The following is a 14197-nucleotide window of genomic DNA, read 5'->3' as shown; positions in this document are numbered from 1 at the left end:
ATGGGGGTTCAAGAACCAATTCATATACTGCTCGTTGACGACCGTCCTGAAAATCTGCTGGCACTGGAAGCAGTGCTGGAGAGTCAGCATTACAAGCTTGTCAAAGCAAATTCCGGTGAAGAAGCGCTGCGGAGTTTATTACGATATGAGTTCGCAGTGATTGTACTGGACGTACAGATGCCAGGCATGGATGGAATTGAAACCGCCAAATTAATTAAAGCCCGGGAGAAAACAAAGGATATTCCGATTATCTTCATCTCCGCAAACAGCAAAGAAGCAGAGCATTTGTTTGCGGGATATTCTGCCGGTGCAATTGATTATATGGTCAAACCCTTCATCCCGCAGATTTTGAAGTCCAAAATTGAGGGCTTCGTCAATATGCATGTTACGAATAAAAAGCATCAGATGCAGTCTATGCTGCTGCAGCAAAAAACACAGGAACTGGAAAAAATCAACGGTGAGCTGATCAAAGCTAAGGAGGCCGCGGAGATTGCCGCCAATGCCAAGACAGAGTTTCTTGCCATGATGAGCCATGAAATCCGCACGCCGATGAATGGTGTCGTTGGCATGATCGACCTGCTGATGGAGACCGAACTGGCTCCTGACCAAAAAGAGTACACGGAGATCATCCGTAAAAGTGCCGACACGCTTATAACCGTGATCAATGATATTCTTGATTTTACAAAAATGGAATCAGGGAAAATGGAAATGGAGGAACAGCTTTTTGATCTCCAGACCACTATCCAAGAGGTATTCAGCCTGTTCTCTGCGGAATCCGGCAAAAAGAATCTGGAGCTGGCTTATTTCGTCGACCAGAGCCTGCCAAGGCTGATTTACGGGGATATGGCCCGCCTGCGGCAGGTTCTTATGAATCTTATCGCCAATGCGGTTAAATTTACCCATCATGGAGGTGTATATCTGGTTGCTTCGAGGCTGCCTTCCACCGACCATAAGGTGATAGTAGAATTTACGGTTAAGGATACCGGAATCGGGATTTCGCCGGAAAAATGCGACCGTCTGTTCCAGCCCTTCTCCCAGCTGGATTCCTCCATGACACGCAAGTACGGGGGGACCGGACTTGGACTTGCTATTTGTAAATCTCTGGTCGAGATGATGGGCGGTGAGATTCGCGTAGAATCCATGGAGGAAAAGGGTGCAACCTTTGTGTTTACCATTCAGGCGTCGATGCCTGAGGATGAGCTCGCCAGAGGTTTTCAAGTGGAAGAGCCGTATGATGCAGTTCAAAAGGCGAAAGCGCGGAAGAAGGCTCTTGTCGTGGATGATCACCCGATTAATCAGCGCCTCATGGTCAGTATGCTGGACAAGCTGGGATATGACTCCGATGTGGCTGAGGACGGAAGCCAGGCAGTGGATCTGGCAAATCAGAATGCCTATGAATTCATATTTATGGACCTGCAGATGCCGGTAATGGACGGGCTTACAGCGACTGCTAGAATACGCTCCGGCAGCGGCGTGTCTGCTGAGAAGGCCGTGATTATCGCTATGACGGCAAATGTCATGGAGGGCATCCAGAGCCGCTGTAAGGCGGCAGGGATGGACGGATATATCAGCAAGCCGCTTAAGCTGAGCAGTATTAAGCAAATGATTGTCCGGTATGCTCCCCATGGCAGCCCGACTATAGAACGGAACGCATCCCTCTTTTAGCGGACATCCAGGAATTACCTTGTAGAAGGATGTCCGTTTTTTGTTTCAAGACTAGGCCTTTAGGGTTATTGGTAAAGAAAACACTTAATCAGGAGAGATTGTCTATGAATACACATAAAAACGAAAAGTTCCACGCAAAGACCCAAACTGAAGGCAATGTTTGTACGGTTTATCTGATTGGAGAACTCGACTTATCCGTCGCTCCGGATTTCCGTCTGGTGATGGAGCCGCTTGTGGGAGATACGGGGCTTGATCTCGTTATTAATCTAAAAGACTTGAGATATATCGACAGCACCGGCATTGGAATTTTGCTCTCGATCCTCAAAGCTAGACACGGCATGGATGTGAAGTTTTCGGTCGAAGAAGTACCGCCGCAAATTCAAAAACTGTTTGATATGACCGGCATTTCCAAATTTTTTGCCCCCCAAGAGAATTCCCACTAGGAAAGGATCGAACTAAGGATGAGTGATGACGTGCAAAAAGTAATTCTTCAGTTACCCGCCAGCGCAGAATATGTCGATATCGTCAGACTGAATTTATATGGAATTGCCTCGAAGATGGGCTTTACCTATGAGGACATTGAGGATATGAAAGTAGCCGTTTCGGAAGCCTGTAACAACTCCGTACTGTATGCTTACGGTCAGGAAGACGGGCTTGTCGATGTGATTTTTGAAGTAGGACCAAGTGCCTTATCCATTACAGTCAAAGATGAAGGGGAGAGCTTTGACGGATTGGATACACCTGAAGCACGCATGACGCTGCATGATAAAGAGCTGAATGATGTTGAGGTAGGCGGACTGGGCTTTTATCTTATGCAGGCACTCATGGATGACGTTAGCGTCGTGAGTGAAGCAGGGAGAGGGACAGTCGTTACCCTGACTAAGCGGCTTAATTTCAGCGAGGAGAAAGTATGAGTGATAAAGTGACTCCCCCAGAGTCCATGAATGAAGCGATAAGCCTGATCTGGGAATACCAGCAGACCAAAGATAATGAAATTGCCACCGTGCTGATCCGTAAATACGAACCGATGGTAAAGATGGCTGCCGGCAAAATTGCCCGCAACCGTCCCGATCTGTATGAAGATCTGTACCAGGTAGGACAGATGGCGCTGATCAGATTGCTTCAGCAATATGACATCAGTCTGGGAATTCCCTTCGAGCCTTATGCGATGAAGAGCATGATTGGGCATATGAAGAATTTCCTGCGGGATAAATCCTGGTACATACAGGTTCCAAGACGGATTAAAGAAAAGGGGGCACTTGTTCAGCAGGCCATCGATGAGCTAACCATCAGATTGGAACGTTCCCCTGCTGTAGAGGAAATTGCTCATTATCTGGATCTTACCGTTGAAGAAACTGTGGAAGTGCTGGCCGGGCGGGAATGTTATCATTATGTATCGCTCGATTCCCCTCTCTCGCAAGAGGAAACAGGTGCCACACTTGGCGAACTGATCAGCTCGGATGCCAACGATTACGAAACTGTGGAGAAACGTATGGATCTCCAGCAGGCGCTGGGCCAGCTTAAGGAACAGGAGCAGCAGGTGCTGCTGCTTGCTTTCCAGGATGGTCAATCCCAGCGCGCTATCGCCCAGAAGCTGGGCGTCTCGCAAATGAGCGTATCGCGCATCCAGAAGCGGGCTACAGAGAAGCTGAAACAGATTATGGCGAACTCTTCCTATTGATTCTTATCGTTAGTCCTCAAGATTAGGACATGCCCATCCTCCCGGATCAGGCATGTCCTTATTTAAATATAAGAATTTATATGTTTTACGTAATAAATTATCCTTCTATTTCCCGCAGAAACGGATACCGTCCTAAACAGGTCGGCAAAGCCGTTTCTTCTTGGTATGTTCAGTTCTTCCGGGCATAGCTATTCCCCCCGCTTGCAGTCCGTACTGTTATCGGGCTGTAAGCGGGGGGAACCAGGGAATGAAGTCAGCTGTTCGCATCAATATACTTTTTAATTTCTCCAAGGTATTCGCCAATAACAGGCACATCCAGGAACAGGCTGAGAATATAGCCGAGTAAACCCAGAATGACAAAGGTACCGAGCGATAACCCTAGACCTCTGGATATGCCGGCCATGAGATTGGTTATAATCCGTTTTTTGGGATCCGTATAATTCTCAAGGATATCCTTGAACTCCGATTTCTCCAGTGAGTCGGCGATCTTATCCAGCCGTGCGTTTAGACGCTTGACCTCATGACGCAATTCGAAGGGATGCTCATCGACTTCGTATGTTTTGGTCTTGCTGCCCGCATCTCCCATAAGGTCTCCCCGCTTTCTTTAGCCTGCGAAGGCTTTGATAAAAATGCAGCTTCATTCTGAGCGATGAAGCTGCATTTTGCATAACAACAGCCAGCTGCGGTGAGCTGGCTGTTCTCAAATTTAAATTGAGCGGCAAGTCACAGCAGTTTAGTAGGAAGACTTGTACGAGGCTTTAACTTCCTCTTTGACATCCTTAGCATCATCTGCAACCTCTTTGGAAGAGTTTGTGGCTTCTTCGGCCACATCGGCTGAGGCATCTTTTACATCAGAAGCGATATCACCGGACGCCTCGGATACAGTGTCACCGATTTTTTTGCCGGTTTCCTGCAGGGTAGCCGCGATTTGCTGTTTACTGTCGCTCACTGTGGTGAGGATATCGGAGGCTTTAGCCGATACCGTGCTCGCCAGATCCGTTGCTTTTTCTCCAACCGTAGTGGCAATAGACTTGGTTTTGTCCGTTACGACGCCAGCTACTTCCTTGGTTTTGTCAGTAGCCAGTGTGATCTTATCAGACAAGTCACTGCGCATTTCACGGCCGGGCTTAGGTGCGAACAACAGCGCGGCTGCGGCTCCTAGCAACCCTCCGATAAAGATACCTTTGAAAAAAGTGCTGCCGCTTTCTACCGGGAATTCTGTCTCTGCTTTATTCATCACCAATCACTCCTCATTAGAATATGGGGTTCAGGATGGCCTGACGTTCTTACTTCGTATATAAACGTTGAGGTATAGGCTGAAACAGCAGAGCAGCATAGGAAAGATTACCCAAGCATAGAAGAGGATCAGGGAATAAATAGAGGGTGATATCATGTAAACAGCGGTATTTGGAACTTTACAAAATATGCGGGTAGCAGATTATGCACCTCCCAAAAAAGGCTTCAAGACCTATAAAGCTGAGATGTGGTTGCTGGAATATTATTGAAAATACAATGATTGACGGGGAAGTGAAGGGGGTAAGAAATACATAATCAAGCGCCTATCACCCTAGAAAGCGGGGAGAAAGCTCCCTTATTTAAGAATAAGGATACTCACATCTTTGGAGGTGCAAAAGTTATGATTAAAGTAGTCACATCAGCAGAGCGCCACACATCCAATAGAGAATGGATACACAGCGAGTTCAGCTTTTCGTTTGCCGATTATGATGATCCCAGCAATGCGCATTTTGGCCTACTTCTGGCCCATAATGATAATGAGCTGAAGCCGGAGCAAGGGATGCATGAGCATCCCCATCATGACCTGGAGATCATCACTTATGTTGTTTCCGGGGTGCTGAAGCATCAGGATGACCTCGGCAATCATGCGGATCTTCAGGCAGGCAGCGTGCAGGTTATGAGTGCAGGTACGGGGATTCATCATTCGGAAACCAACCCGTCGGCCAGCGAAGATGTAAGATTCCTGCAGATCTGGCTGCTTCCGGACCGCCCGGGGCTTCCGCCGACCTGGGATGCGAAATTTTATCCCCGTGAAATGAAATTCAATACGATGCTGCCGGTGGCTTCCGGAAAGGGTGCAGAGGGAGCACTTGAGCTGGGGGAGGACGTCACGATTTACCTGTCTGTACTCGAGACGAACAGGGAACTTTATTATCCGCAGATGGAGGATCGGCGCACACATATTTATCTGATCTCCGGCCATCTGGAGGTAGGCTGCAGCGAAGGGATTTTCCACCTGCAGCCTGGCGATGCCGCCCGTATCCGCAAAAGCTGTGATCTGACCCTGAAGGGTACCAGCAGCGAAGGCGAAGCGGAGTTTCTGCTGATCGATCTTCCGTAAGGATGAAGAAAATAGTCTTATCAACAGCAAAGAAGCTCCCCGCCTTATGGCCATCCAGCGGATGGATTTGTAAGGCGGGGAGCTCTGTTCATATCCGGGTGCTTATTTTTGCCGAAGGCGGCCAAGCTCGGAGACAAGCGCCTCCACCTGGGAGATGCTTAGCCTGTCACTGCCCATCGCTACCTCATAAATATCAAGTATATCCTCATAGTTGTCTACCGAGAAAGCGGATGCCTGCATGGCTGCCGCGCTGGCCATTTTGAGCTTGCTCTTGATGCCCTCAATCATATATTCCACATTTTCCTGGCTGGGCTGTGTTAAATCCATGGAGTGCAAACAGTCCTTTCTGCGTATGATGATTTGGTGTAAAGGCTCTTCCGCGAAGGTCAACCAATCGTTTCTTCTGATGTATTTTATCATGACTGGGCAAGGAAACACCATTTTTTTGTCTGCTCCCCTGAAATCATGTTAAATTAAAGGGAATAAACCACAGTATCATCATGTAAAGGGGGCTAGGAGAGGTGGCAATCAGGGAACAGGAAAGCAGAAAACGGATCAAAATGGATGCAGGAAAGCTGAGTTCCTTCTTCCAGGAGATCGCAGCCCGGCATTCGGCTGAGAGCATCACCTTTCTGTGTATCGGGACGGACCGGTCCACAGGAGATGCCCTGGGTCCCTTGACCGGCAGTAAGCTGCAGGAGTATGGTTTCCCGCATGTCATCGGCACGATGCCGGCACCCTGTGATGCGGATAACCTCATCGGGCGAATGGCGGAAATACCGGAGGGGCAGCTTATTATAGCCATTGATGCTTGCCTGGGCCCGCCGGCTGCGCTCGGCTTTTATTTTGCTGCCAGTCAGCCGTTGCGTCCGGCACAGTCAGTAGGATTAAGCCTGCCTGAAGTAGGGAACTACAGTCTCGCTGCCATTGTTGATGTGAATGGTCCGCGGCCGTACCGGACGCTGCAGACGACACCGCTGCACCGGGTAATGGTCATGGCTGAGCAGATTGCACTGGCTGCGGCTAAAGGCTTCGGGCTCGTTTCAAGTTGATGTGTTCTGATTAATATTAAGGATAAGCTCAATTCGGATTGAGTTACTACATAGAAAGAAGGAAGCCGTCATGGAAAATGTTCGTTGTGAAGGAAGTAATATTTGTTACAGTGATCAAGGGCAGGGCGAAGTCATTGTACTGCTACACGGCTTCTGTGGAAGCTCTGCTTATTTTGAACAGGTCATTCCGCTCCTGAGCAGCAGCTACCGGGTCATTGCTCCCGATCTGCGCGGTCATGGAGCATCGGATGCTCCACTGGGTGCATACAGCATTGACCAGATGGCAGATGATGTTCTTTCCTTGCTGAATGCGCTGGAAATTACTAATGTGTATCTGCTGGGTCATTCTCTGGGCGGCTATATCACGCTATCCTTTGCGCAGCGCCATGGTTCCCGCCTGAAAGGGTTCGGGCTGATTCACTCCACGGGCTACCCGGATAGTGACGAGGCGAAGGAGAAACGCCTGAAAAGTGTCAGCACCATTCAGAACGACGGAATTACTGCCTTTGTGGATAGTCTGGTACCCGGATTGTTTGCCCCGGGAGCAGCGCCGCAGCTGCTGGAACGGGCTAAGGAAATCGGCTACAAGACACCGCCGCAAGGTGCAGCAGGTGCCGCTCTGGCGATGCGGGAACGCCCGGACCGCCGTGATGTGATCTCTGCGACAGCCCTCCCGGTGCTGCTCGTAGCCGGTGCAGAAGACACCCTGGTGCCGGCTGAACGAACCTTTACGTCGGATAAGGCTAACGTGACCAAGGCGACCATTTCCGGGGTAGGGCACATGAGTATGTATGAAGCACCGGAACGTCTGGCAGAGGTCATTAAAGACTTTGTTCATGCACCGGTAACCAAGAAATAAGGGTTAAGTCCAAAAAATGAACCGAGCAGTAAATTCTCCTTTGACGGGGAATTACTGCTCGGTTTTTTTGGCGGGATTGGCGGCTATCAGTAAACGTTCTATTGAAACTTGCGGATTGCCGGAATGCTGAGTACAAAGGCAGCACAGAGTAAGCCAAGCCCTGAGAAGATCGCAATAGTTGGAATGCCGCCGATAAGATCAGCCAGCCAACCGACTGTAATGTAGCCGACCGGCAGCAAGGCGAAGGAGCCCAGCAGGTCAAGACTGGCTACACGCCCGAAGGCTTCCTGCGGAACGAGCTCCTGCAGGCTGATTTCCCAGATCAGGCCGAAGATCATCAGGCCGAAGCCTTCTACCGCGAATAAGGCGATAGCCGCCCCTGCATTCGGAATAAACGGCATCAGGAACAGGGCGAGACAGCTTAGGATTACCCCGCCGTAGGCCATAATTCCCCGATGGGTCCATTTCTGGCGCAGACTGTATAGCAGCCCTGCAATAATGGCTCCGGCACCGGAACAGGTGACGGCAAGTCCGTATACGTAAGGGGGCCAGCCGTGGTGAACCTTGAACAGCCAGGGGATAAGGATGCTGGTGACTCCGGCATAACAGATATTGAAGAAGGAGAAGGTAATGATTGTGATCCAGAGCCAGGGATGGCTGCGCAGCACAGCGATGCCTTCTTTGAAGTCATCGATCCAGTTAGGGGCAGCGGCCGGGGCTGCAGCTGCTTCTAGGGTGTGAACGGAGTCAACAGAGTGTTTCGGCTGCAGTCTCAGCATCAGTGCTTTGCGAAGATAGATCAGGCAGTACAGGGAGATTACATAGGTAAATGCATCAATCCCGAAGCCGATACCTGCAGATAAATGAGTAACAAGCAGGCCGCCGAGAGAAGGGCCGATCAGCCGGACGGTCTGAGTGCTCATCTGGGTCAGTGAATTGGCTGCAATCCGGATATCGGCTGTGAACACAGTAGCCTGAGTCGCAGAGTATGCAGGCCGGAAGAGGCCGTCAAGCAGGCCGTAGAATCCCATGAATACGTACAGCAGAGGTATACTTAATATACCGGTCAATGAGAATACAGCTATCGCAACCATAATAACGAAGCGGGCAATATCGGCCGCCATCATAATCTTGATCCGGTCGTAGCGGTCCACAATATGACCGGATATCGGCAGCATAATCACATTAGGCAGCATATATATGGCCATTACGAAGCCCATCGTCTTCGTGGAGCCGGTCATGGAATAGACCAGAACAGGCAGAATCACCATAGTCACCGAGCTGCCCAGGAAGGAAATCAGATTTCCCAGCCACAAGTAGGGGAAAGCACGCGAATTCGCAAACAGAGCTGTAAAGTTCCGCATGGGATTGCGGCTGGCAGATTTGGTTGCAGTTACCGGATTCATTCAGGGACTCACCTCCGGTTCTGACGAAGAATCTGTATGAGGCAAGCGCCCGATGACGAACTCCACGCCATACTCATCACCCTGGGTAATCTTGGACTCCCAGGCGGTGATCACCTGCATGAGCTCCCGCTGAAAAGCGGCTAATTCCGCGGAGGATAAGGTCAGCCGGGTGGTGAAATGTTCAATCTTGTCTTCAGTGCGGAACTGAAAGCCCCTAAGGTTCTCGGAATGGAAGAAGGTCCCCTTGGAGCGGTAAAACTTCTGAATGACCCCTCCGGCGGCTTCCGTGCGGACGAGCTCCAGTAATCCGCCTTCAAACAGCTTGATAATATGGTAGTGGATGTTGCCGGGGGTTTTGTGCAGCTTCTCGGCTACCTGTTTAGAGGTTAGCGGCTCATCCGCGAGCGCATGCATGATTTTGATCCGCAGTGCGCTTTCCAGCAGTTTGTTCTGCTCCTCTGTTATGGAGAGTGGAGGCAGGACATGACCATTCGGTTGTCCAGAATCCTGATGCTCCTGTGTTTGCCCAATCTTTGGATCCTTCATTTTCATAACGCTCCTTATCCACTAATCTAGGTTCTTAAATTCAAACGATCTACATAATAGTTCGATCTGTAATCCAGATTGATTAGAATAAACCCATTATATCGGCAGTTTTCTTTTTCTGTCAATGATTTCAATTTTCTTTAAGATGATGGTTTTCTTACTATGGGGCATCCGGTGGCGCACAAGGATGGAATGGTTTAACCATCAGTAGTCAGAATTCCCCTACTTCTAAAGTGGTGGGATGAATGGCTACGGTCTTTCTCACCTAAGAAAATATGTAGCCTAAAACAGGAACATTTGTGCTATAATGTTTGTGAATTTATGGAAAGAGGTTGCGTAGCATGCTCGTTCTTAAAGCGTATAAGTATCTCATCTATCCAAACCATGAGCAACAGGATTATTTAGCGAGCGTATTCGGGGCCGTCCGCTTTATCTACAATAAGATGCTTGCGGATAAAATCGAACATTATAAAAGGGCCGGGAACATGCTCCGTACGACACCTGCCAGATACAAGAAAGAATTCCATTGGCTAAAAGAAGCAGACAGCCTTGCCTTAGCTAATGCTCAGCTTAACCTGGAGAAGGCTTATAAACAATTCTTTCGGAATAAGAATACTGGATTCCCCAAGTTCAAAAGCAAGAAAACGAACAACAACAGCTTTACAACAAACAATCAAAAGGGAACAATAGCGATTGAAGGCGGAACGCTCAAAATTCCGAAGCTAAAGACAAAAATCCGGATCAAGGTCCATCGTTCATTCACTGGGCAGATCAAATCATGCACCCTCTCTAAAACACCATCAGGCAAATACTTTGCTTCCGTTTTAGTTGAAACAGACATAGTCCCTTTAGCTAAAGCAGAAAAGACGATTGGGGTTGATCTAGGACTGAAGGACTTTGCCGTTACTTCCGAAGGTGAAGTGTTCGCCAATCCTAAACATCTTCGTACATCTGAAAAACGGTTAAAGAAGCTACAAAAGGACTTGTCACGAAAGAAGAAAGGGAGCCAGAACCGATATAAAGCAAGGCTGAAAGTCGCCAAGCTACATGAAAAAATAGCAAATCAACGTAAAGATTTTTTACACAAAACGTCCACCCAGCTGATAAACGATAACCAAGTGATCGTTATGGAAGACTTGCGTGTAAAGAACATGATGCAGAACCATAAGCTATCTAAAGCCATATCCGAAGTCTCATGGAGTATGTTCAGAGAAATGCTTACCTACAAATCGAAATGGTACGGTAGAGAATTAATTATTGCCCCAAAAAACTTTGCAAGCAGTCAACTATGTTCCTATTGCGGCTACAAGAATGCAGAGGTAAAGAGCCTGGCTGTACGTCAATGGTCCTGCCCTGCATGTCATACAGAGCACGACAGAGACCGGAATGCTGCTATGAATCTTCTGAAACTAGCCATGTAAATGGCACTTGGCGGGTTAGGAACTAACCTATAAGCTTGGGTAAACTTGGAGCAGTAGCTCTATTGACCAAGAAGCACCCACCTCTTAGGTGGTGTGTAGTTCACAGCAATCTAATAATCTGGTAACTGCGGCTTTTTTGAAAATATGCACAGGACGCAGCCTCGGGGAGGGTGTACAGGATGTTCCGAAGAGATTATATCGTCCGGATGATTGAGGATATGACGGCCATGGTGGCCAAAGTGTTTACGCTGAAGCAGGAAAAGAAAATAACAGAAGCCTTATGGGAAGTAGATGAGCTGCTGGGCCGGCATTTCCGCCTGAACTCCCGCCTGTTAAACTCCTTGTCCGTAGAGGATATTATTGATATGTACCGGTTAGGCGGCGTAATTGAGTCCGACAAGCTGCAGGGTGTGGCCCGGCTGCTCAAGGAGGAAGGCGGCATTTATGCGGCAGAAGGCAATACCGAAGCGGCGCTGTTCCGGTCGATGCGGTCACTGCATTTGTTTCTGTACGCGGACCTTCATGGTGCCGACCGAGATCTGCTAAATATGACGCAGGAAATCGATGAGCTTCTGAATGAAGTAGAGGCTTACCGGCTTCCGGTCAAAACGGAACGGCTGCTGCTATCGTATCTGGAATCTGTTGGCCGCTATGCCAAGGCGGAAGACAGTTTGTACCGGTTGTGGGAGCAGGGCGAGGATGTTGCGGCAGAAGGGCATAAGCTTTACGGCCGGCTGCTGCTCACGGCGCCGGAGGTTTTGGAACTTGGCGGCCTGCCGCTGGCAGAAGTAAGACAGGGGCAGGCAGAGTGGGAGAAGCTTACCACTGCGGCAAGGCAGGAGACGAATCTGCTCTAAGCACGCTGGGCATGCTATAATATAATGATATTAAGGAGAGCCTGCTCTTCATTTTTAAATGCGAAAGTGAGATGTACCCTGTGGAATCTTTGAATACATTAATAGTGCAGGTGATTAACAGCCGCACCTTAATTACGGCAACCTTAAGTCAGCTGCGCAGCAAAGGTGAGGTGACCTACACCAAGGTGCAGGTCAAACCCGTCGAGCTTAAAGGGAAGCTGCATTATCAGTTTGCCTACTATACCGGACCGAAGGTTGAGCACCGCAATATCCCTGCGGAGGAAGCTGCCGGAGAAATGATGTCGCTGCTGCGGGCAACGTTCCGCCAGGCGCTGCTGTGTACCGTGGAAGCGGACTACCAGGTGCTGATCAGCAAAAAATACAAGGTATCGATCCTTACGAAATCAGCCAGTAAGCAGGAGGCGCCTGACTTAGCCCATAACCGCAAGAAACAGTATGTGCTAGATGAGGGGGAGCCGGTTCCGTTCCTGGTCGAGCTGGGCATTATGAACAGCGAAGGCAAGGTGCTCGCCAAGAAGTACGACAAGTTCCGCCAGATCAACCGCTTTCTGGAGATGGTTGAGGATGTGCTGGCCGATCTGCCGGCCGGACGGCCGCTGACGATTGTTGACTTTGGCTGCGGCAAATCTTATCTCACGTTTGCGCTGTACCATTATCTGGCTGTCCGCGAACGGCGGGAGCTGAATATTGTCGGCCTTGACCTCAAAGCTGATGTGATCGAGCACTGCAGCCAGCTTGCAGCCAAGCTTGGATACAGCCAGCTGCGCTTCCTGGTGGGTGATATTGCCGATTACAATGAGCTGGATCAGGTGGATATGGTCGTAACGCTGCATGCCTGTGATACAGCAACGGACGCTGCTCTGGAAAAAGCGGTCCGCTGGGGGGCTTCGGTCATCCTCTCTGTACCGTGCTGCCAGCATGAGCTGTTTAACCAGATTGAGAATGACGTGCTTAGCCCGCTGTTGTCGCATGGAATTCTGAAGGAGCGCTTCTCGGCGCTGGCTACCGATGCCATCCGGGCCAAGCTGCTGGACCTGATGGGCTACCGGAGCCAGCTGCTGGAATTCATCGATATGGAGCATACCCCGAAGAACATCCTTATCCGTGCCGTCAAAAGTACGAGCGGCGACAATGCCGCCAAATGGCGCGAATACAGCACATTCCGCGATTTTCTGGGGGCCAAACCTTACCTTGAACGTGTCTGCGCCGACCTGCTGCCTGCTGAGACTACAGTTCAGAGCTGAAGGCTGCCGGAACAGCCAGACAGGTAATTCATAAGCGGATTTGATTAAGTAATCGCATAATAACGTACAGGACAGCATGCCTCTAAGCGGGGCGGCTGTCCTGTTTGTTTGTGTGTAGGGTTTACTCAGCCCTTACTGTTACTTTAGGTTAAATCTGGAAATACTTATTAGCAACTTGGCCATCCGGGAGTAATGAGATGAGTAATAAGGGAATGGTACGGCTGCAGGTTGTTGCGGCTTGGGGGAGCGGGATACTGGTGATAACGGCCGCAACTGCAGCTTGTCTGCTGCGCGGGATGTTTTTTGCCCGGGAGATGTATAGCGTGCTGGCCGTATGGTTTGTACTGTGTGCCGTTGTTACTGCTGCTGGTTTGGCTGGCGGATGGAAGCGGAGCAGTCACAGCCAATCCCAAAATAGAATAACTGCAAGTTCAATCTCTATCAATGGAGGATACAAAAGAGGCGGGACCGCGGTGAAAATCATACTGGGTGGTCCGCTGCTGATCCTTGTCCTGTATGCCATTCATTTACTGCGAAGTCCTTTATCCGTGCAAGGCACTGTCAATGAGCTGCTGCGCTGGGGACTCTATTCCTGCTTCGCCCTTGCTGCTTTTCTGTGCGCGGGAACCCGCTGGGGATCCCGGCTGCTGGCAGTAGTCTGGCACGGGCTGGGCATAACAGTCAGTCTCAGTGCTCTGCTGACTGTGTGCGGCGGACTGCCGCTTCGCTTTGCTGTTGCCTATACGGCTTCGCCGGAAGTCAGTGCGACGGGGGCCAGACTGGGCGGGCTGCTCCAGTACCCGAACGCCTTTGGCGCCGTGATGGCAGTCTTTCTGCTGGAGCGGATGTTTGCACTTGCCGCCGGTGATGCAACGGTGCGTTATTGCTCGCGCGGGGAACACCGCGCGTTCCGTGCTGCGAGGCAGCCGCTGCGCATGCTGCCTCTGTTCCCGTACGCCGCCGCGCTGCTGCTCAGCGAGTCGCGCGGCGCGCTGCTGGCTGCGGCCTGCGCGGCCGCCGCAGCCCTGCTCTGGAAGCGGCGGCTGGCCGCGCCGCTTCTTGCCGCCGGCGCCGCGCCTGTAGCCGCCG

At 50.3% G+C, this 14197-nt stretch carries 15 protein-coding genes and 1 pseudogene; 11 read left to right on the top strand and 5 right to left on the bottom strand.

Translation table 11 applies throughout. From position 1 onward, the window contains the following. The 4 genes from AQR02_RS27005 (at nucleotide 1) to AQR02_RS26990 (ending at nucleotide 3346) form a co-directional block, all read left to right on the top strand. On the top strand, nucleotides 1-1665 hold the full coding sequence (locus AQR02_RS27005; protein ID WP_054943440.1) for a response regulator: 1665 nt from the start codon (nucleotides 1-3) through the stop codon (nucleotides 1663-1665). A 104-nt stretch (nucleotides 1666-1769) separates the two neighbouring features. After that, nucleotides 1770-2108, top strand: coding sequence for an STAS domain-containing protein (locus AQR02_RS27000; protein ID WP_054943439.1), 339 nt, complete (start codon nucleotides 1770-1772; stop codon nucleotides 2106-2108). Nucleotides 2109-2126: 18 nt separating this feature from the next. Beyond that, on the top strand, nucleotides 2127-2579 hold the full coding sequence (gene rsbW, locus AQR02_RS26995) for an anti-sigma B factor RsbW (protein ID WP_054943438.1): 453 nt from the start codon (nucleotides 2127-2129) through the stop codon (nucleotides 2577-2579). Continuing rightward, entirely contained in the window at nucleotides 2576-3346 is a 771-nt protein-coding gene (locus AQR02_RS26990) for a sigma-70 family RNA polymerase sigma factor (protein WP_054943437.1), read from the top strand. Before rsbW ends, AQR02_RS26990 begins: the two co-directional genes overlap by 4 nt. A gap of 253 nt (nucleotides 3347-3599) precedes the next feature. Here AQR02_RS26990 and AQR02_RS26985 read toward each other — a convergent pair whose 3' ends face one another. Together AQR02_RS26985 and AQR02_RS26980 are read right to left on the bottom strand one after the other, a co-directional pair. Then, nucleotides 3600-3932 carry a DUF5665 domain-containing protein gene (locus tag AQR02_RS26985; protein WP_054943436.1) on the bottom strand — a complete coding sequence of 111 codons (333 nt, stop codon included), beginning with the start codon at nucleotides 3930-3932 and terminating at the stop codon, nucleotides 3600-3602. A gap of 147 nt (nucleotides 3933-4079) precedes the next feature. Beyond that, nucleotides 4080-4583, bottom strand: coding sequence for a YtxH domain-containing protein (locus AQR02_RS26980; protein WP_054943435.1), 504 nt, complete (start codon nucleotides 4581-4583; stop codon nucleotides 4080-4082). Nucleotides 4584-4982: 399 nt separating this feature from the next. Between AQR02_RS26980 and AQR02_RS26975 the strand changes: the two genes are divergently transcribed. Then, the gene (locus AQR02_RS26975) at nucleotides 4983-5702 is read left to right on the top strand and encodes a pirin family protein (RefSeq protein WP_054943434.1); all 720 of its coding nucleotides are present in this window, start codon (nucleotides 4983-4985) and stop codon (nucleotides 5700-5702) included. A 102-nt stretch (nucleotides 5703-5804) separates the two neighbouring features. On the opposite strand, the gene AQR02_RS26970 is transcribed toward AQR02_RS26975, so the two are convergent. Then, a complete protein-coding gene (locus tag AQR02_RS26970) occupies nucleotides 5805-6029 on the bottom strand; it encodes a DUF1128 domain-containing protein (protein WP_054943563.1) in 225 nt (74 codons plus the stop codon). A 194-nt stretch (nucleotides 6030-6223) separates the two neighbouring features. On the opposite strand from AQR02_RS26970, the gene yyaC reads away from it, so the two are divergent. Both yyaC and AQR02_RS26960 read left to right on the top strand, forming a co-directional pair. Next, nucleotides 6224-6754, top strand: a complete 531-nt coding sequence (gene yyaC, locus AQR02_RS26965) for a spore protease YyaC (RefSeq protein ID WP_245237765.1) — start codon at nucleotides 6224-6226, stop codon at nucleotides 6752-6754. A gap of 70 nt (nucleotides 6755-6824) precedes the next feature. Next, on the top strand, nucleotides 6825-7613 hold the full coding sequence (locus AQR02_RS26960; protein WP_054943433.1) for an alpha/beta fold hydrolase: 789 nt from the start codon (nucleotides 6825-6827) through the stop codon (nucleotides 7611-7613). A 98-nt stretch (nucleotides 7614-7711) separates the two neighbouring features. Here the strand turns inward: AQR02_RS26960 and AQR02_RS26955 are convergent, their stop codons facing one another. Then, nucleotides 7712-9019, bottom strand: coding sequence for an MFS transporter (locus AQR02_RS26955; protein WP_108722107.1), 1308 nt, complete (start codon nucleotides 9017-9019; stop codon nucleotides 7712-7714). Next, complete coding sequence (locus AQR02_RS26950; protein ID WP_054943432.1) at nucleotides 9020-9565, bottom strand: ArsR/SmtB family transcription factor; 546 nt, start codon at nucleotides 9563-9565, stop codon at nucleotides 9020-9022. A 341-nt stretch (nucleotides 9566-9906) separates the two neighbouring features. Here AQR02_RS26950 and tnpB point away from each other — a divergent pair, with 341 nt between their 5' ends. From tnpB to AQR02_RS26930, 4 genes and pseudogenes are all read left to right on the top strand, one after another. After that, nucleotides 9907-10986: an IS200/IS605 family element RNA-guided endonuclease TnpB gene (gene tnpB / locus AQR02_RS26945; protein ID WP_054943431.1), complete on the top strand. Its 1080-nt coding sequence runs from the start codon at nucleotides 9907-9909 to the stop codon at nucleotides 10984-10986. A 179-nt stretch (nucleotides 10987-11165) separates the two neighbouring features. Continuing rightward, a complete protein-coding gene (locus AQR02_RS26940; protein WP_054943430.1) occupies nucleotides 11166-11843 on the top strand; it encodes a DUF6483 family protein in 678 nt (225 codons plus the stop codon). Between the two features lie 71 nt (nucleotides 11844-11914). Then, the gene (locus AQR02_RS26935; protein WP_054943429.1) at nucleotides 11915-13108 is read left to right on the top strand and encodes a class I SAM-dependent methyltransferase; all 1194 of its coding nucleotides are present in this window, start codon (nucleotides 11915-11917) and stop codon (nucleotides 13106-13108) included. 197 nt (nucleotides 13109-13305) lie between these two features. Then, nucleotides 13306-14197, top strand: a pseudogene (locus AQR02_RS26930) (hypothetical protein); the annotation flags it as partial.

This window comes from Paenibacillus ihuae (assembly GCF_001368795.1).
Lineage (GTDB): Bacteria > Bacillota > Bacilli > Paenibacillales > Paenibacillaceae > Paenibacillus_AQ > Paenibacillus_AQ ihuae.
Note: the sequence above shows the minus strand (reverse complement) of the source record. Positions and strands in the feature narration are given on the sequence as shown.